Consider the following 18,209-nt stretch of genomic DNA (forward strand, 5'->3'; position numbering starts at 1 on the left):
TGGCAGGTGCCGTGCCGGTCGTTCGTGAAAGGAACGGAACGTGAGGGTCCCCGCGAGAGCCGACTTCATCGGCAATGAGCGCTTCCAGGTCCGCCGTCCCCTGGGCCAGGGCTCGTTCGGCCATGTCTACGAGGTCTTCGACACCCTCTACAACACGGTGGTGGCCCTCAAGCTCCTCCACGAGCCCCGGCCCATCGCGCTCTACCGCTTCAAGCAGGAGTTCCGCCTGTTGGGGGACCTGGTCCACCCCAACCTGGTGACCCTCTACGAGCTGCACTCGGAGGGCAACCAGTGGTTCTTCACCATGGAGTACGTGGAGGGCGCTCACTTCACCACGTACGTGCGCTCCATGAGCGCCTCCCTGTCCCTGAGTGACTCGCCCCAGGACAGGACCGAAACGGTGATTCCGAGCCAGCGGCGGACCGACCCGGGCGCGAGCGGCCCCCACGACGCGACGGCCACCTTCTCCTCGGCGGAGCCCTCGGGCGAGGTGCCCCTTGCGCGCGACCCCCGGCCCACGGCGTCGCCCTTCCTCGTCGACCCCGAGCGCCTGCGCGCCGCCTTCTACCACCTGGCCCAGGGCGTCCGGGCCCTCCACTCCGCCGGCATCGTCCACCGCGACCTCAAGCCGTCCAATGTCCTGGTCACCCCCACCGGCCGCGTCGTGCTGCTCGACTTCGGGCTCGCCAAGGAGCTGACTCCCGCCCCGCAGGATCAGGCCCCCGAGGGCGTCGCCGGCTCGCCCTCGTACATGGCGCCCGAGCAGTGGTCCGGCGAGGGCATCTCCGAGGCCACCGACTGGTACAGCGTCGGGGTGATGCTCTACGAGGCCCTCAGCGGCATCCGCCCCTTCTACGGAAACTCCTCCGAGCGGCGCGAGCAGCAGAACCACGGGCCCGTGCCCCTCTCGCAGGTGTCGCAGGACATTCCGAAGGATCTCTCGGAGCTGTGCATGCGCATGCTCGAGCCCGAGCCGAGCCGCCGGCCCGGATTCGAGGAGATCCTCGCCTGCTTCGCCCCACGGGGTGAAGGCACCAGCTCGCGCGGCGCCATGGCGCTGCCGGAGCGGGGACGCACGCTGGTGGGCCGCGAGGCGGAGCTGGCGGTGCTCGAGGAGGCCTTCCAGCGCAGCACGGCCGGAAAGCCCGGCATCGTGTACCTGCACGGCCCGCCCGGCATGGGCAAGAGCACGCTCCTGCGCGGCTTCGTGGAGTCCGTCCACCAGCGCGGGGCCGTGGCCCTCATGGGCCGCTGCCACGAGCGCGAGTCCGTGCCCTACAAGGCCCTGGACAGCCTGTTCGACTCGCTCGTGCGCTTCCTGCTGCGGCTCCCCCCCGAGGAGGCGCGGGCGCTCCTCCCGGAGCGGTTCCACGAGCTGCTGCCAGTGTTTCCCGTGCTCCGGGTGGTGGCGGAGCGGCTCGAGCCCACGCCAGCCCCGGCCGGGCCCCAGGAGCCCCAGCAGGCCCGCTGGCACGTGGCCACCGTCCTCAAGGAGTTGCTGCGGCGCATCTCCGGCCGGGGGCCCCTCGTGCTCTGCCTGGATGACCTGCAGTGGGGTGACGTGGACAGCGCGCAGTTGATGGCGGAGCTGCTCTCGCCGCCCGACATGCCCTCGCTCCTGCTGGTGGCCAGCTACCGCAGCGGGGAGGCCGGGAACAGCCCCTTCCTGCGCGAGCTCGAGCGGCTCCTGGCGCACTCGCTCGTGCTGGAGGCGCCACGGGAAGTCGTCCTCGGGCCGCTGCCGGCGGAGGAGGCCACGCGGCTGGCGCTGTACCGGATGGGTGCCTCCTCGCACGAGGCCCGGCTCCAGGCCGAGCGCATCATCCGCGAGGCCGAGGGCAACCCGTTCTTCATCGAGGAGCTCGCCCGCCCCGAGCCGGGCAGCGGCCCCACCGCCACGGACTCCGGAGCGCACGTCACCCTGAGCGGCGTCCTGGCGCGGCGGCTCCGCCAGCTCCCCGAGGGCGCCCGCCGCCTGCTGGAAGTGGCGGCCGTGTCCGGACGGCCCACGGAGGAGGCGGTGGTGCTCGAGGCGGCCCGGCTCGGGGACACCGCGCTCTCCTCGCTCGTCCTCCTGCGCGCCCAACACCTGCTCCAGGGCCGCACCGGGGACTCCTCGCGCCTCGAGGTGGCCCACGATCGCATCCGCGAGAGCGTGCTGGCCCAGCTCGAGTCCACCACGCTCGCCACCCACCACCGCCGGCTCGCCGAGGTGTGGGTCCAGCGGCCCGAGCCAGACCCCGAGCTGCTCGCCCTGCACCTGCATGGCGCGGGTGAGCTGCGCGAGGCGGCCGTGCAGGCCTTCCGCGCGGCGGAGCGGGCCTGGAAGGCCCTGGCCTTCCACCGTGCCGCGGATCTCTTCGGCTCGGCGCTCGAGTGGAGTGGGGGCGCCGCGAACGCCGCCCTGCCCGAGCCGGGCGTGCTGAAGCTGCGCCGCGCCGAGGCGCTCGCCAACGCGGGCCGGGGTGGCGAGGCGGGACCCCTCTTCCTCCAGGTGGCCGAGGAGGGCCCCGAGGAGCACGGGTTGGACCTGCGGCGCCGCGCCATCGAGAGCCTGATGCTCAGTGGCCGCATCGACGAGGGACTGACGCTGGTGCGGCCGGTGCTGACGCGCGTGGGCCTGTCCTACTCGGACTCCAACGCCGTGGCGATGGGCGGCGTGGCGTGGAACATGATGCGCCTGATGGCGGGCGGCGCGAAGCTGCGCCAGCGGCCGGACCCCATCCCCGCCGAGCTGCGCGCGCGCATGGACGTGACGTGGGCCCTGGGCAAGTCCCTGGCGAGCATCGAGTCGCTGCGCGCCATGGGCTTCCAGATCCAAAGCCTGCGCATGGCCCTCGAGTCCGGAGATCCCGCCCGGGCGTCCCGCGCGCTGACGGCCTTCGGCGCCTTGTGGCTCTGGCAGGGCACCGCCGGCTCGGTGAAGCGGGGCGCGCGCTACCAGGAGCAGGGCAAGGCGCTCGCGCTCGAGCTGAAGGAGCCCGCCCTCATCGGCTTCGCGGAGACGTACCAGAGCACCCACTCGTACGTGCTCGGCGAGTGGCGCACCGCCCTGGCGCAGGCGGACCACGGAATGAAGCTGCTGCAGGAGCACGGCCTGGACGTCATCTGGGAGACCAACGTCGGGCGCACCCAGGCGTGTCTGGTGTTGCAGGCCACGCACGGCCTGCGCGAGCTGGGGCAGCGCGCCTCCGAGTGGTTCCGCGTGGCCAACGAGGTGGGGGACCTCTTCTCGCGCGTCACCGCGTCCTTCTCCACGGCCCTGTGCCTCATCTCCCAGGGCCAGACGGACGAGGCCCGCGCGCTCATGACCGAGATGATGGCGGGCTGGAGCCGGCTCGGCGCCATCCAGCACGGCTTCCAGGTGCTGCGCGAGACGCTGGCCGAGCTGTACGAGGACAAGCTGGCGCAGGCCCTGGAGCGGCTGGAGAAGGCCTGGCCCTCGCTGGTGGCCGGACAGTGGCTGCGCGGACAGCTCGGCCGCTTCGAGCTGTACGGGCTGCGGGCCCGCATCTGCCTGGCCCTGGCGGAGCGGGAGCCCCAGCGGCGCGCGGAGCTCGTGCGGCGCGTGAACAAGGACATCGCCCTGCTCGCCCAGGAGCTCCGGCGCGACGCACCGTCCCTGGTGCACCTGCTCCAGGCGGGTGCGGCCCGGCTCGGAGAGCAGCCCGAGCAGGCGCTCACCCACCTGTCCGCGGCCATCGACGGCTACGACGCGGCCGGGATGCCCACGCTGGCCGCCTGCGCGCGCCTGTGGAAGGGCGAGCTGGTGGGCGGCGACGCGGGCAAGGAGCTCGTCACCCGCGCCACCGAGACGCTGAAGGGCGAGGACATCCGCGAGCCTCGCCGCTGGGCCGCGGTCCTGGCCCCTGGCTTCGGCGCGTAGTTCGAGGTATCCCAGCACCACCCACGAGGGAGGGGACCGTGCTTCTACACTTCATTTCCGATCTGATCCGCAACCCGGAGTTGCAGCGGCAGTTCAGCAAGGATCCGGATGGCGCGATGGCCAAGGCCAACCTGTCCGAAGCGCAGCGGGAGGCCTTGCACAAGGGCCACCTCGACTCGGTGATGAAGCATCTCAAGACGGAGCTCGCCTCGCTGGAGATGTTCGCCGTGGTGTGGGTGAAGGCCGTGGTGCAGGTGAGCTCGGCCACTCCGAGCACGGGCTCGTGCGGCAACGCGGTGCAACTGCGCGTGGCGGGCGACTTCTTCACCACGGGCACGTTCGCCGCCCTCAAGCTGAGCGGTATGGATCTGCCCGCGGTGACGCAGAGCGTGGAGAACCCCGGCGGCCGCGGCTCCGTGCTCACCTGCACGCTCAACCTCCCCTCCAACGCGCCCATCGGCGTGTACGATCTGGCCGTGGTCAACCCGGACGGGCACTACGGCGTCCTCCCGCAGGCCTTCACCATCGAGTGAGCGCGGCTCCAGGACTTCCCGATGATCGTCCCCATCGATGAGTTGATGAGCCGTCTGAAGCCGTTCCTCTCCAAGGACCTGGTGGGAGAGGAGGAGTTCGGCCACGTCAACGCGGTGGCCCGGCTGCTTCCGGAGGTCTCGGGAGGCTTCTGCTTCGAGTGCCGCATGGAGGCGGGCGCCCCCCGGGTGGACTACATGGTCTGCTGCATGCGGACCGATGGTGGCCACCAGGCCCTCGCGGATGCGCTCGAGAAGACGCGCGAGCCACTGACCGGGCCCCTCTGGGACGGCGTGCGTGAATTCTCGCGGCAGTGGGTGGACCCCCAGTCGCCGCTGGCGCGCGTGCCCGTGCTGTGGATCGAGTACGACGTGGAGGGCCCGACCACGACCCCCAAGCCCTTCGCCTTCGCCTGCGTGCAGCCCGAGTTCGGGCAGAAGCCACCCGGCTCGCGGCGGGAGACCGGGGCCACCGTGGACGAGTCGCTCCAGCTCACCTGGCGTGCGCTGGAGTCCTTCCAAGGGGGGCCGGTGCGCCCGGCCATCGCGCGCACCGTGGAGCGCTGCTTCGAGCAGCTGCCCGACTTCGCGGAAGTGGAGCACGTGGCCTCGCTCGCCTGCCGCGGCTCGGACGCGGTGCGGATGATCATCGGCATGCCGCGCGAGGAGGTGGGCGGGTACCTTGAGCGCATCGGCTGGCCGGGCTCCCGGGCGCAGGTGGAGGAGCTCACGAAGACGTGGCTCAACTACCTGCACTTCGCGGAGGTGAACCTGGACGTGGGCGAGACGGTGGGCCCCACCATCGGGCTGGCACTCCCCTTCCCCGAGAAGCCGCACGAGCCGTGGGCGAAGGAGTTCCTCCAGCGCATGGTGGACCTCGGGCTGTGCACGCCCGAGAAGCGCGAGGCCATCCTCCAGTGGCCCGGGCGCGAGCGCGTCCCCCTCACGGGGCACCGATGGCCGAGCAACCTGTGCCGGACCGTCGGTGCCAAGCTGGTGGTCCGGCCGGACGCGCCGGTTTCGGTGAAGGTGTATCCCTACTTCGAGTGCCGGTTCTCGCTCTGGAGCGACGTCTAGGCGCCCTTGCCGGGCTTGGGTTTCCCCCCGGCCGTGCCCACGGTGAAGAGCCGCTGCAGCATGAAGGAGCTCGAGCCCAGGCTGGTCTGGACGTACCCGAAGACGATGGAGCGCACGGTGTTCCCGTGCGCCTTGGGCTCGTACAGGTACGTCTGGGAGAAGCCGGTCATGGCGTTGCCCGAGGGCGGGGAGCCATGCACCGCGGTGACCGAACCCGAGCAGTAGAATTTCGACGTGTCCGTGGGGCTGGTGAGGCCCACGTACAGGTTGGTGATGGCATCCGTCCACGCGTTCTTCGGTGCCACCGTGCAGGAGACCGCGAGCTGGCCCTCCACGAAGGTCACCGTCCAGTTGCTCGGCACGACCAGCTCGTTGTCGCCATAGCCGTACCCGGGATTGTCCTCGCTGATGCCCATGTCGTTCCCCTCCGTTGCGCTCCGGGGCGGATGATAACCGGTCGAGCGCCCGTCCGAGGCCGGACTGAGGCCCCGCCGCGCCGTTATGGCAGGCTCGCCCCATGACCCCGGCGCCCCCCCACTCCCCGCCCCGCTGGCTCCTACCAGGGCTCGCGCTCGCCACGGCGGCGCTGCACCTGCTCTTCGCCCACCGCTACGGCTACTTCCGGGACGAGCTCTACTTCATCGCCTGTGGCCAGCGGCTCGACTGGGGCTACGTGGACCAGCCCCCCTTCATCGCCGTGGCCGCCCGGCTCGCCACCACGCTCTTCGGCCATTCCCTCACGGGCCTGCGCGTGCTGCCCGCGCTCGCCGCCGCGGGGCTCGTGGCCCTCACCGGACACCTCGCGCGGCGCTTCGGGGGTGGAGGCTTCGCCGTGGCGCTCGCCGCCCTCCCCGCCGCGCTCGCCCCCATCTTCCTCTTCCAGGGCCACACCCTCACCATGAATGCCTTCGAGCCCCTCCTCTGGACGGGCTGTGCCGCCCTGCTGGTGCACCTGGTGCGCACCGGGCAGACCCGGCTGTGGCTCGCCCTGGGCGCGCTCGCGGGCGTGGGGATGCTCAACAAGTACTCCATGGCCTTCTTCACCGTGTGCCTCGTGCTCGGCATCCTCCTCACGCCCGCGCGGAGGCTGCTGGCCAGCCGCTGGTTCGGCCTCGGCGTGCTGCTCGCCACCGCGCTCGTGCTGCCCAACCTCCTCTGGCAGCACGGGCACGGCTGGCCCATGCTCGAGCTGCTGCGCAACGGCCAGCTCTACAAGAACACCCCCTTCCAGCTCGGCGACTTCGTGGGCGGGCAGTTCCTCCTGCTGCACCCGCTCTCCGCCCCCCTGTGGCTCACGGGGCTCGGCGTCCTGTTGTTCTCCCCCTCCCTCCGGCCCTACCGCGCGCTCGGCTTCGCCTACGTCCTGCTCTTCGGCCTGCTCGTCTTCCTGCGCGCCAAGGACTACTACCTGGCCCCCGCCTACCCCATGTTGCTCGCCGCGGGCGCCGTGCACGCCGAGCGCCTCATCCAGCGCCCCGTGGCACGCGCCGCGGTGCTCGTCCCGGGCCTCGCGGGCTTCGCCGCCCTCGCGCCGCTCACCCTGCCCGTGCTGCCCGTGGACACCTTCATCTCCTGGCAGCGCACCCTGGGCATCGAGTCCTCCCCGCAGGAGCGCCACGAGTACGGCGTCCTGCCCCAGCACTACGCGGACCAGCACGGCTGGGAGGAGCTCGTCGCCTCGGTGGCCGAGGTCTACCAACGCCTGCCTCCGGAGCAGCGGGCGCGCACCACCCTCTTCACGCAGAACTACGGGGAGGCCGGGGCACTCGACTGGCTCGGCGCGGCCCACGGCCTTCCTCCCGCGCGCTCGGGCCACAACCACTACTTCCTCTGGGGGCCCGGAGACGCGGACGGGAATGTCCTCGTGGTCGGGGGCAAACAGGAGGACCTCCAGCCCGTGTGCGCGCACGTCGAGCTCGCCGCGCGCGTGCCGCCCAACCCCTACGTCATGCCCTACGAGAACAACCTGCCGCTCTACCTGTGCTCGGGGCTGAAGGTGCCGCTGGCCACCCTCTGGCCGCGCGTGAAGCACTACGAGTAGGCGAGGCGCTCACCCCGGCTGGACGAGCCCTTTCAGCGTGCGCCAGGCGCGCTTGACGGGCACGGGCGCGAGGGTGCTCGCCGTCTTGCGGAGCAGCTCCCACCCTTCTCCGGAGAGGGTGATGCGCCGCGCACGGATGTCCTCCGCCATGCGCTGGAACAACCGCGCCCGGTGCATCAGCGCCGGTCCGGGCAGCAGGTGGCACGTGCGCGGCTGGACGGCCCGCGGGTCCCGGCAGAAGACGTAGAACGAGCGCACCGAGTGCGGGAAGAACAGGTCGAACACCGCATGGAGCCTCCGCTCCACGTCCGTCAGGCGCTCCAGCCCGTGCTGGGCGAACTGCCGCTCCCACCACTCCGTGTGCGCCCAGATGAGATGCCCCGAGGCCGGAATGGGCGGCTCGAGGCGCTCGTCCGCCAGGTAGTGCGACTTCACGAGCCTCATGGGCGCCCACCCTACCGGAACAGGAGCCGCCGCCAACCCGCTGTCTCAGGAGCCGCCCATCCGCGGGCTCAGCCACTCGACGATGCGGCTCAACGTAGCCGGGCGCGGGTTCTCCAGCGAGATCTGCCCCGTGTCGTTCCCCGTCACGGGGACTGGCGCGGGGAGGGTCTCGATCCTGCCTTCCATCTGCAGGTAGGGGGACAACCAGAGCCGGTACGAGAGCGGCATGAAACCGCTGAACGTCTTGTAGGCCAGGATGTACTGACGCCCCTTCTGCACCGGGTACCGGATCATCGCCGTCCCGGTCTCGAGCGCGTTCTGGACGTATTCGCCACCGATCTGGGTCAGGACCGCGCCCTCCTCGATGGGCGCGATGGTGAGCGGATAGCCGTACCCGTGGACGTAGCCGTTCGGCCCCACCTCGATGACATCGGACATGATGGTCACCGGGCCACTCTCGCGCGCGGTCACCACGAAGGCGTCGTAATGGAAGTACTGAGGCGCCTGCAGCGAGTGCGTGGTGAGCACGCCGCGGAAGGCTCGGTCCTGCGGCGCCAGGCCGGCGGCAACCTCCAGGTCCTCGGGAGCCGCGGTCAGGGTTTGGGAGGACATCCCGGCCGCAGCAGGAGCCGGCGCGGAGGGGGGGTGGAGGGTTGGGCTCGGTGGGACCGGGCTCCGGCTGGCAGCCGGTAGCGGCCACTTGAGCCGAGTGCTCGACACGAAGGGATTCAATACCTTCGTCTGCTCGCGGACCCAGAGCGCGCGAGGGGCTTCCGTCGAGATGCAGTCGCTGCGCTCGGGCACCCTCCCGCCGGCCCCCTGAGCCAGTACCATGGGTGCGCGCCGGACAACGCATGGGGCGCTGACGAAGCGCGCACGGTCCTCCAGCACGAAGGGGCAGCTTGTCGCGGTCCCGCCACATGGACAGCCTGCCGCCAGCGATTCGAGCGAGGAGACCACCATGGCAGCCGAGCAGGGAGCGAGTACGCAGGAGAAGTTGGCGATGATACGAGGCTCGGCCGTCATGCTGGGCCCCGCGGTGGTGGTGGACGGTCTGCTGGCCGCGAGTGTCCTGGCCGCATCGGCGGCGGCCTGGGAGCAGGGGCGCCGGAGTGGACGGCTCCTCTGGAAGCTGGCGGCGGTGGGCGCGTTGACCCCCTGGGTCTACCGGCTCTTCCTGCGCTCGAGCATGATGAGATTGGGCGCTACCCGACAGGAGGAACAGCAATCCCTGCCAGGGGACGAGCTGATTCCCGACCGGAGGGCGACGGAGCTCACCCACGCCCTCACCCTCCGCGCACGCCCCGAGGACATCTGGCCGTGGCTGGTGCAGATAGGGTCGGGAGAGCGCGGAGGCTTCTACAGCTATGACTGGCTCGAGCGGCTGGCGGGGGCGCCGGTGCACAGCGTCGATCGCATCCTCCCGGAGTACCAGCAGCCCAAGGTCGGCGATCTGATCAACCCGGATGGATCGTGGCGCGTGCTGCGGGTGGATCCAGGCCGTGCCTTCGTGTTCGGCGACAAGGACTTCGTCTGGGCCCTCGTGGTGCAGCCGGTCGATGAGGAAAGGAGCCGTCTGCTCGTGCGCTTTCGCGTGAGCCCACGGCAGGCGGGGCCCTTCGCATCCGGCCTCATCGTCCTCCCCCACCTGCTCATGCAGAAGAAGATGATGAAGGGCCTGCGCCGCCGGATCGAACGGGCCGCGCGCCAGCGGGAGGCGGGAGGCGCCATGACACCCGGGATGGCACGTCCGGTGTCCGAGCAGTCCCCGGCGCCTGGCCTCTAGATGAAGTGAAATGAACAAACAGCAAGGGGCGGTCTGCATGCGGCGGTGGGTCTCCGTGCCCATGCCCCTGCACCCCTCCATCGAGCCGCTCCAGCTGGCGAAGCCGATCGACTTCATCGTCCGCGTCTCCGCGGCCTGACGGGCCCCCCGGTCGCGATGCCTTCTCACCCGTGGAAGACCTTCGAGAAGAACTTCTCGACGCGCGACTTCTCGGGCTCCAGCGTGTTCGCGGGCGAGGCCACGGTGGACGCGGCGGCGGCACCAGGACGCAGGCCGGACGCGATGCCGGGCTTGATGTGGTGGCACAGGTCCACCGCGACGTCGCTCTTGAGGTGGGTGCCCACACCCGCCGCGGCGTTGAGCTCGGCGGACTGCTTGAGGAAGCCGTTCTCCAGACCGAACTTCCCGCCCGCCTGGGCCGCCGCGCCCGCCACCACGCCCCCCGTCACCGAGCCGTGCAGCCGGCCCAGGTGCCCGCCCGCCGTGCCATACGCGCCCGCCGTGGCGGCCGCGCCCACCTGACCCGAGAGCAGCGCCGTGGCCGTCCTCGGATCCACGGACGCCACGCCCTCGGCGTAGGCGGTGGCGGAGGCCTTGCCCTTGATGAACCCGCCCACGTGCCGGTTGAAGTCGTGGCTCGCGCTCGCCGCGACGCCCACGCCCGTCTCCGCCTTGGCCGTCAGCGCGGCCGTGTACGCGTGGCCCTTCGTATCCGCCGAGACACCCGCCTGGGCGCTCGCCTTGAAGGCGCACCCCACATGCCATGCCCGGATCGCCCTCCATGAACCGGGGGCCAACGTGGTTTCAGGGGAGGAGTCGAGGAGGACCGAGAACCCGCCGGTCTCCATCTCCTATATCAAATATCAACCAACGATGTAGCGACCGCATCATCCCTGACGCGGCTCGCACGCGGCGAATCCAGAGCCATGAAATTGCCGAATGGGACCAGACACCCTAGAACAGATTTCCTTTCCAAAAGGAGGAGGATGAGATGACGGCGATGATGAAGCTGCTGCGCGGCTGTGTCTTGCTTTCATGTACCACGCTGCCCCTGCTGATTTCTGGCTGCAAGAACACGTCTTCCGTGAGCGATGCGACGCCGGCCGCACGACCGTCCGAGGGTCCGACGGTCCAAACCATCGACATCGGGCAGTGCTTCGCCTACCGGTACTCGACCAATGATCGTTGCAACGCGGCGAATCAGTTGGACTGCCAGAAAGCGATGTCCGATAGCGACTGCGGCGTCCCGAACAACTTCGTCTACACCAACGCCTGGTGCAATCAGGACAAGAGTACGTTCTACGAGTATCACGTCATGTGCCAGGGCTATCTCAACACGGGGCCCCAGCCGGGGCCGCAATGCCCGAATGATCATGCGACAGGCACCTGGACGCAGTCCGGCTGTGATCTCGGGTCTTGTACCGACAACTGTGACGCCTACTGCCCGGGCGGGTACTGCACGGGAAGCGCTTACGGACTGTGCTATTGGGGGTACGCCCCCCGGTGCGACTGCGGGACCGTCACGTGTCCCTGCACCGGGCCGGACTGCGACGCCAAGAAACAGGCACCTCCCAAGACCGGTACTCCTTAGCGCCCGTTGACCCGGCCCGCGCAACTTCCACTGCCTCATTCGGAGTGGATATGCTCCAGCACATGGGCAGTGTTCGCGCGTTCTGGGGCCAGCTGTTCGTCGTTCTCTTGGGGTGCTGCACGGTGGGCTGTGGCCTGGCTCGCAATGCCATCCAGGAAGACCGGCGGAGCTCCAACTCACTCCCGGCCTTCACCCACCGGCCGGGAGACTGGCGGAAGCAAGCCGTGCGCATGCGGGATGGCGTGGAGCTGTCCACGCGCATCCTCCTGCCGGAGGGCGTGGAGCGCGCCCCCGTGGTGCTCATCCGCAATCCCTACGACCTGGGGCCCTTCATCGAGCTGAGCTGTGACCTGTTCGTCCGCTACGGCCTGGGCTGCGTGCTGCAGGACGTGCGGGGACGCATGGCCAGCGGCGGCGAGTGGTGGCCCCTGGTGCACGAGGTCTCCGATGGCGAGGACACCCTGCGCTGGCTCGTGCGGCAGCCCTTCGTGGACGGCAACATCGCGCTGTATGGCATGTCGTATCTCGGAGGCACGGCGCTCGGGGCCGTGGCGGGAGAGTTGCCGGCCGAGGTGAAGACGGTGGTGGTCTCCGTCTTCGGCACGGACCTGCGGGAGGTGGTCTCCGAGCGGGGGCTGCTCCCGCATGAGCTGTTGACGGCCTGGGCGGCCTTCATGCCGGGCCTCCGCGAGACCCGGTCCGCGGGAGACGCCTACCGCAAGATGCTCGAGCACCGCCCGCACCTCGAGGCCGACGTCGCCGCCTTCGGCGCGCCGCTTCCCTTCTACCGGGAGTGGTTGAAGGCGTTGGAGCCCGGAGGCGCGCTGTGGCAGCGGCCGGAGACCGTGGCCTTGCGGCAACTGCCGGAGCGGCCCGGGGTTCCTCCCATGCTCCTCGTCGGTGGCTTCGATGATCCCTTCCTGCCGGCGACGCTCCGCACGTGGGAGTCCCTCGCCTCGCGCGAGCGGAGCCTGCTGGTGCTGGGGCCGTGGAACCACCTGGGCATGCAGGGCGGGGCCGTGAAGACTCCCGGCATCAAGGACGACATGAACCAGTGGGCCTTCACCATCCCGTGGCTGCGCCATGCGCTCCAGGGCGTGCCCCTGCCGTATGAAGCGGGCCGCGTGGTCGTCGCGGGCCATGGGGATGACGGTGCGCGCGTCCTGCCCGCGTGGCCTCCCGCGACCCGGGAGCAGGTGCTCTTCCTGGACACGGCCCCGGCGACAGGAGCGCCCGGGGCATGTGCCTCGGCGTCATTGAGCGGCCAGTCCCCCCTCACGCCCGCCTCCCTGTCCTACCGCTATGACCCCGCCGACCCCTGGAGGAGCGAGGGAGGAGGCCGCGGGTTGGCCTTCGCCATCTACGGCCGCCAGGGAACCCCGCAGGGACCGGTGGTTCAGACCTGGCCGTGTGCACGGCAGGACGTGTTGCGCTTCGTGGGAGCCCCGGCGGATTCCGCGCTGCGCATCGCCGGCCGCGCGCGGTTGCGTCTTCGCGTGCGTTCGAGCGCGGAGGACACCGCCTTCGTCGCCAGGCTCGTCGACGTGGATGCGAAGGGGCGCGCCCTGCATGTCACCGATGGAGCGGCCACCCTGCGTCTGCCCCTGGCGGACACGCCCGCGCCCCTCGCGTACACCCCCGGCAGCGAGCGCGAGGTGGAGATCGACTTCCGCGCCACCTCCTGGGTGCTGGCGAAGGGACACCGGCTCGGGCTCTGGGTGTCCTCGTCGAGCTACCCCCTGCTGTCCGCGCACCTGAACACCGCGCGCCCCTGGTACGAGGAGACGACCCCCGTGGTGGCCACGCAGACGGTGGAGCTCGGAGGAAGCGAGGAGGCATCGAGGCTCCTCCTGCCGGTGGAGCGACAGGCCACGGCCCACCGGACGGCCACGCACGGTGCTCGCCAGCGCTCCCTGACGAATCAGAACTCGGTGGTGCACTGCCACTGATTGAAGGGAATGTCCTGGCAGTAGCACCAGCCCTGCGCGCCATTGCTGAACACACAGGGCACTTCGGAGAACGGGCTGCAGCCCCGGTATTGAATCTGCTCGCAGGACGTAGCGAGCGTCGTCTTGTCCTGCTGCGCGAGCGCGTCGCTCCCCGCGTCGTCGGGAGTCTCCACTCCACCACAGCCCACGGCGAGGACGAGGAACGCAGACACGAGAATGCTTCGGAACATGAGTAAAGCCCCTTTCACGCCAGTGAAGGCGCGATAGGGCTCAGCAAGTGGGGCGCTCGTCAATTTCTCGGGCCCTCCGCGAACCTTCGGCGTGGCTACCGCGCGCGGACCTTCGTGCCGGGCACGGGTTGGGGAGCCATCTCGGACCCCCAGCGCCCCGCGCATCTTCCGCTGACCCGGGAGGAGGACTCAGGGGGGCACTGCCCCCCCGGCTCACTTCATGTCGTCACGGCAGCTGAAGCTTCGGCTGACGACGGCCGACGCCGTTCCATTGCTGTCGATCACCTTGAACTCGGCCTTCTTCGTGGTGTTGGCGCTCGCCGTCGTGCTGGGGGTGGGGCAGAAGAAGGTCTCGATCATCGCGCCCGAGTACCAGCCCAGGGGATACCCGTACTCCCACTCCTGCCAATACGGGGTGTAGCTGCCACTGCCTCCCGTGGCGCTGCCCGTGCAGCGCATCGCCGTCGAGGTGGCGCGCGCGCACGTCATGGACACCGATGGAACGGGGCAGGCCTCGGTCACGGCCTGGGACACCGACCGGGGCACATCCAGACAGACGGTCCGGTTGCCCGCGCTGTCGACGACCATGGGGAAGGCCTTGACCGTGAAGTTGCGCGTGCCACAGGCAATCCCCGTCGTGCTGAAGTACCAGGTGCCGGAGCCGCCCGTGCGATCCTCGATGCTGCGCAGCGCCCCATCCACGTAGTACTCGAGCCGCACCGCGTTGGCGCCCGTGGACACCGCCCAGGGCCCGCTGCCCGCCATCTCCCCCTGCCAGGTGCTGATACCCCCGATGGACAGATCCGTGACGCTCAAGCCGGAGCACAGGGCGGACTGCTGCGTGCCTGGCTGCTCCTCTGCTGGCACCAGCTCCTCCGGTGCGCCTCCGCAAGCAGCCAGGAGCAGCCCGGACAACGAGGCAGTGACGAGCGGACGAAGCAACGAGGGACGCATGGGATTCTCCGAATCTGGGTGTGCAGGTCCAGCCTGAATTCCAGTCTCCGTAGAATAAATGGAGCAATATTGAAAATCAAGGATTCCAACGATTAAGCCTTTTCGAGGGCTCATTCCTGCCAGTGGAGCTTCAGACCTCGGACCTCACCCGGAATCCATCAACATCCATCCTGATATGTAATCCGCTGCTCCCTTGATTTTCCGTTTATGACAAGAGAATGTGTTGCCGCTGGAATACTCCTGACGGAGGACGAATGCGGCAGTCGATGAACGAGTGGCTCAAGCAGAACAGGCTGGCGAGGTTCCTGGTACGCACCGCGGCGGGGCTGTTGCTCACCGCTGGAGCACCGGCGTTGGCGCAGCAGCAGGCGGCCATGCCGGCCGTGGCGCTCCCGGGGGGCGACTATTGGCAGTACACGCTCGAGACCGGATACGACTGGCGGCTCGTCCAGATCAATGGCTATACCGAAGAGGGGCAGTACTTCAGCAAGCCGATGTACATGCTCGATGGCGTGAGCGGCATCTACAACGCACCGCTGCCCTACAGCCTGCGAGAGGAGCTGCTCAACTCCATCGATACCGAGAATACCTCCTTCTCGCTCAGCCAGGAGATCGTCAACGAGATCAGCACCTCCGAGCAGCTCGGCTATCTCACCCCGGCGCTGCAGGCCATCGCCGAGCCGCTCGACGGCGAAGTCGCCTACGAGACCTTCTCGCGCCCCGGGGCCGGCGAGGAGTCCTTCGGGCTGTTCGGCCGGTGTGACGACAAGATCGTCAACAAGAACAAGTCCTTCAACATCAGCACGCCCCTCAGCCAGAACTTCAACATCGGTGGAGGCTTCTCGGGCAACCTGTCGCTCACGGGAGACGCCCAGGCCTCGGCGGTGGGGGAGATCCAGGTCCGGCAGAAGCGCTTCAAGCTCTTCGGTGCCTGTATTCCCTACGGCATCAAGTTCGACTACGCGCGGGCCCACGGCAGCGCGATGGTGAACTACGGCACCACGCTCAGCGGCACGGTCAACTACAGCAGCCCGCCCTGGGAGTGGCAGCTGGCCAAGCCCTTCCTCTTCGGCTTCGGCTTCGCCATCGGTCCCATCCCGGTGTACATCGGCTTCAACCTCCCCATCACGGCGGGCCTGCAGTTCAATGCCAGCGTGACCGGCTCCGTGACCTACAATGGCGCGCAGGCCGCCTCGGGCTACTTCGACTACACCTGCACGCTCGACAGCTGCAACGGCTACTCCAACTTCAGCTCGAGCAATCTGCAGGGGCCGCAGACGTTGACCGGGGGTGTCTCCGGGAGGATCCAGCCCACCATCTACGCGCAGCTCGCCATCCGTGGCTTCCTCTACGATGACAGCGTGGCCTATGCCCAGGTGGGTGTGCGCCCCTACCTGTACGGAGACCTGTGGGGCTACTACGGCAACAACTGCGGCGACGCGAACGGTGACGGCTACTTCGAGACGGTGGATGCGCTGACCTTCGATCTGGACTGGCAGATCCTCATCACCGCGCAGGCGGACTCCTTCCTCACGCGGGAGAAGCGGTGGACCCTGTGGACCAGCCCGCGCTGGCACCTCAACTACTGGGATCTGATCGGTTCCGAGGCGCTCGAGCCCATGCTGGTGGGCAACGCGAGCGTGCCCGTCAACACCACGCAGACGTACAACGCCCGGATGCGCCCCTGCTGGCCGTATACGGACACCGTCACCTACCAGCTCGCCTGGGGTGATGGCGGTACCTCGAGCCTGAGCGGCGCGCCCGCCTCGCTGACGCCGGCGTCCCACGTCTGGTCGTCCACCGGCACGAAGGGCCTGTCGCTGATCGCCCAGAGGGACAGCCATGGCCGTCAGTTCAACAAGACGACGGTGCGCAACATCCAGGTGACCACGGGCGGCGGCACCGCCACGCACATGGGCATGACCTGGAAGGCGCGGCAGCAGTACGGCGCGTATGTCAATGTTGGCAGTGACAGCGTGAGCAACGCCTACAGCGGCGACACGAGCCCCTACACCTCCCTGCCCATCCTGTGTCTCAAGAAGGACGGCCGGCCGGCGCCCTCTGGAATCACCTTCGACTTCTACAACGGCTGGTCCGGAGGCGAGGTCAGGCTCAGCGCGCCCGTGACGGGCTCCACGCTCACCTCGCGGGCCACCGCGGACGGCATCTGCGCCAGCACCTACGGCACGGGCTGGCGGATGGGTGAGTTCCACGACGGCGGCGGCGGCTGGGGCTGGTGGGCCGCGGGTTCCATCAGCACCACCACCCGCTTCTGGGTGGCGATCGACGATCAGCCCGCCAACCCCTGGAACTGACGTCCAGGGCCCGGCGCTGACAGCCGGGTCCGGGGAGAGCTATCCGTTCCCCGGTGGCCGCGGAGCCCTCTTCCTTCGCGCTTCGAGAGCGCCAGAGGCGGCGGCCCGCAGGATGCGGCGGAAGGTGGGGCATTCCATGTGGCTCGGCGCGGGACAGGCCGCGGCGTGCCGGAGGCCGTCGCGCATGGCGGTGAGCTCGCGGATCGTCCTGTCCAGCTCCTCCGCCTTGGCCTCGAGCATCCGCCGGTCGATGCGCGGCCGCCCGTCCGGCGCGAACATCCGCGCGATCTCCTCGAGCGAGAAGCCAGCGGAGCGCCCCAGCGCGATCATCGCCAGCCGCTCCAGCACGTCGGGCTCGAACAGACGGCGCAGGCCCCGCCTGCCGACCGAGGCGATCAGCCCCTTTTCCTCATAGAACCGCAGCGTCGAGGCGGGAACGCCGGACCGCTTCGCCACCTCGGTAATGTCCAGGTCTCTCATCCTCTTGACCTCAAGTCGACTTGAACTGGCAGGGTACGGCTTTCGATTCTCGAAGGCACGCCCCAGGAGACGATCATGAATGACACGCGCCAACCCGATGACGAGCAGACGAAGCTCTGGAATGGGCTCGCCGGACGCGCCTGGGTCGAGCAGCAGGAGGTGCTCGACCCGATGTTCAAGCCGCTCGAGGAGCTGCTCGTCGAAGCGGTCTCCGCCGGCTCCGGGAGCCGGGTGCTCGACGTCGGCTGTGGTACGGGCAGCACCACGCTCGCCGTCGCGCGGAGGCTCGGTGCGAAGGGCCATTGCACCGGCATCGACATCTCGGAGCCGATGATCACCGCCGCCCGGGCCCGCGCCGAACGGGAAGGCACGCCCGCGAGCTTCCTCCGCGCCAACGCGCAAGACCACTCCTTCGAGCCCGCGAGCTTCGACACGCTCATCTCGCGCTTCGGCGTCATGTTCTTCGACGACCCCATCCGGGCCTTCGCGAACCTGAGACGTGCCGCGAAGGAAGGCGCCGACATGCGGTTCATCGCCTGGCGGAGTCCGTCGGACAATCCATTCATGACGACGGCCGAGCGCGCCGCGGCACCGCTCCTGCCGGGCATGCCCGCCCGCCGGCCGGACGCGCCGGGGCAGTTCGCCTTCGCGGACCCGAGCCGGGTGCACCGCATCCTGGAGGAGAGCGGCTGGACGGGGATCGACATCCAGCCACTCGATGTGGCCTGCACCCTGCCCGAGAAGGACCTGGTCCGTTACCTGTCCCGGCTCGGGCCGCTCGGCCTGATTCTTCACGAGGCGGACGACCCGACTCGCACCCGGGTCATCGACACGGTCCGCGCCGCTTTCGAGCCCTATGTGCACGGAGCGGAAGTGCGCTTCACCGCCGCCTGCTGGCTGCTCCGCGCCCGAGCGCCCTGAGCCCC

17 protein-coding genes are annotated in these 18,209 nt (G+C 69.4%); 10 read left to right on the plus strand and 7 right to left on the minus strand.

The features are described from left to right. Nucleotides 1-40: 40 nt before the first annotated feature. From AC16DP_RS50035 to AC16DP_RS50045, 3 genes are read left to right on the plus strand one after another with little or no spacing between them, the layout of a single operon-like run. On the plus strand, nucleotides 41-3,886 hold the full coding sequence (locus tag AC16DP_RS50035; RefSeq protein WP_329729447.1) for a serine/threonine-protein kinase: 3,846 nt from the start codon (nucleotides 41-43) through the stop codon (nucleotides 3,884-3,886). Nucleotides 3,887-3,924: 38 nt separating this feature from the next. Further along, on the plus strand, nucleotides 3,925-4,419 hold the full coding sequence (locus tag AC16DP_RS50040; RefSeq protein ID WP_329729448.1) for a hypothetical protein: 495 nt from the start codon (nucleotides 3,925-3,927) through the stop codon (nucleotides 4,417-4,419). Between the two features lie 21 nt (nucleotides 4,420-4,440). Beyond that, nucleotides 4,441-5,493, plus strand: coding sequence for a hypothetical protein (locus tag AC16DP_RS50045; protein WP_329729449.1), 1,053 nt, complete (start codon nucleotides 4,441-4,443; stop codon nucleotides 5,491-5,493). Here the strand turns inward: AC16DP_RS50045 and AC16DP_RS50050 are convergent. After that, complete coding sequence (locus tag AC16DP_RS50050) at nucleotides 5,490-5,909, minus strand: hypothetical protein (RefSeq protein ID WP_329729450.1); 420 nt, start codon at nucleotides 5,907-5,909, stop codon at nucleotides 5,490-5,492. The two genes, AC16DP_RS50045 and AC16DP_RS50050, sit on opposite strands and share 4 nt — an antisense overlap. A gap of 101 nt (nucleotides 5,910-6,010) precedes the next feature. Between AC16DP_RS50050 and AC16DP_RS50055 the strand changes: the two genes are divergently transcribed. Then, nucleotides 6,011-7,534 carry an ArnT family glycosyltransferase gene (locus tag AC16DP_RS50055; protein ID WP_329729451.1) on the plus strand — a complete coding sequence of 508 codons (1,524 nt, stop codon included), beginning with the start codon at nucleotides 6,011-6,013 and terminating at the stop codon, nucleotides 7,532-7,534. Nucleotides 7,535-7,543: 9 nt separating this feature from the next. On the opposite strand, the gene AC16DP_RS50060 is transcribed toward AC16DP_RS50055, so the two are convergent. Together AC16DP_RS50060 and AC16DP_RS50065 are read right to left on the minus strand one after the other, a co-directional pair. Continuing rightward, a complete protein-coding gene (locus tag AC16DP_RS50060) occupies nucleotides 7,544-7,978 on the minus strand; it encodes a hypothetical protein (RefSeq protein ID WP_329729452.1) in 435 nt (144 codons plus the stop codon). A 45-nt stretch (nucleotides 7,979-8,023) separates the two neighbouring features. Beyond that, nucleotides 8,024-8,590, minus strand: a complete 567-nt coding sequence (locus tag AC16DP_RS50065; RefSeq protein ID WP_329729453.1) for a hypothetical protein — start codon at nucleotides 8,588-8,590, stop codon at nucleotides 8,024-8,026. 349 nt (nucleotides 8,591-8,939) lie between these two features. Between AC16DP_RS50065 and AC16DP_RS50070 the strand changes: the two genes are divergently transcribed. Both AC16DP_RS50070 and AC16DP_RS50075 read left to right on the plus strand, forming a co-directional pair. After that, nucleotides 8,940-9,764, plus strand: a complete 825-nt coding sequence (locus AC16DP_RS50070; protein ID WP_329729454.1) for a hypothetical protein — start codon at nucleotides 8,940-8,942, stop codon at nucleotides 9,762-9,764. A gap of 10 nt (nucleotides 9,765-9,774) precedes the next feature. Then, entirely contained in the window at nucleotides 9,775-9,903 is a 129-nt protein-coding gene (locus AC16DP_RS50075) for a hypothetical protein (protein ID WP_329729455.1), read from the plus strand. Nucleotides 9,904-9,928: 25 nt separating this feature from the next. On the opposite strand, the gene AC16DP_RS50080 is transcribed toward AC16DP_RS50075, so the two are convergent. Continuing rightward, nucleotides 9,929-10,522, minus strand: a complete 594-nt coding sequence (locus AC16DP_RS50080) for a hypothetical protein (RefSeq protein ID WP_329729456.1) — start codon at nucleotides 10,520-10,522, stop codon at nucleotides 9,929-9,931. 233 nt (nucleotides 10,523-10,755) lie between these two features. On the opposite strand from AC16DP_RS50080, the gene AC16DP_RS50085 reads away from it, so the two are divergent. Together AC16DP_RS50085 and AC16DP_RS50090 are read left to right on the plus strand one after the other, a co-directional pair. After that, nucleotides 10,756-11,355: a hypothetical protein gene (locus AC16DP_RS50085; protein ID WP_329729457.1), complete on the plus strand. Its 600-nt coding sequence runs from the start codon at nucleotides 10,756-10,758 to the stop codon at nucleotides 11,353-11,355. A 50-nt stretch (nucleotides 11,356-11,405) separates the two neighbouring features. Then, on the plus strand, nucleotides 11,406-13,304 hold the full coding sequence (locus tag AC16DP_RS50090; RefSeq protein WP_329729458.1) for a CocE/NonD family hydrolase: 1,899 nt from the start codon (nucleotides 11,406-11,408) through the stop codon (nucleotides 13,302-13,304). Here AC16DP_RS50090 and AC16DP_RS50095 read toward each other — a convergent pair. Both AC16DP_RS50095 and AC16DP_RS50100 read right to left on the minus strand, forming a co-directional pair. Next, nucleotides 13,277-13,534: a hypothetical protein gene (locus tag AC16DP_RS50095; protein ID WP_329729459.1), complete on the minus strand. Its 258-nt coding sequence runs from the start codon at nucleotides 13,532-13,534 to the stop codon at nucleotides 13,277-13,279. The genes AC16DP_RS50090 and AC16DP_RS50095 overlap by 28 nt on opposite strands. A gap of 213 nt (nucleotides 13,535-13,747) precedes the next feature. Beyond that, nucleotides 13,748-14,488 (minus strand): hypothetical protein, encoded by a 741-nt coding sequence (locus AC16DP_RS50100; protein WP_329729460.1) that lies wholly within the window; start codon nucleotides 14,486-14,488, stop codon nucleotides 13,748-13,750. A gap of 254 nt (nucleotides 14,489-14,742) precedes the next feature. Between AC16DP_RS50100 and AC16DP_RS50105 the strand changes: the two genes are divergently transcribed. Then, on the plus strand, nucleotides 14,743-16,803 hold the full coding sequence (locus tag AC16DP_RS50105) for a hypothetical protein (protein WP_329729461.1): 2,061 nt from the start codon (nucleotides 14,743-14,745) through the stop codon (nucleotides 16,801-16,803). A gap of 39 nt (nucleotides 16,804-16,842) precedes the next feature. Here AC16DP_RS50105 and AC16DP_RS50110 read toward each other — a convergent pair whose 3' ends face one another. After that, nucleotides 16,843-17,283 (minus strand): helix-turn-helix domain-containing protein, encoded by a 441-nt coding sequence (locus AC16DP_RS50110; RefSeq protein ID WP_329729462.1) that lies wholly within the window; start codon nucleotides 17,281-17,283, stop codon nucleotides 16,843-16,845. A 75-nt stretch (nucleotides 17,284-17,358) separates the two neighbouring features. Between AC16DP_RS50110 and AC16DP_RS50115 the strand changes: the two genes are divergently transcribed. Beyond that, complete coding sequence (locus tag AC16DP_RS50115; RefSeq protein WP_329729463.1) at nucleotides 17,359-18,204, plus strand: class I SAM-dependent methyltransferase; 846 nt, start codon at nucleotides 17,359-17,361, stop codon at nucleotides 18,202-18,204. The last annotated feature ends 5 nt before the right edge of the window (nucleotides 18,205-18,209 follow it).

It is taken from the genome of Archangium sp., assembly GCF_057119385.1.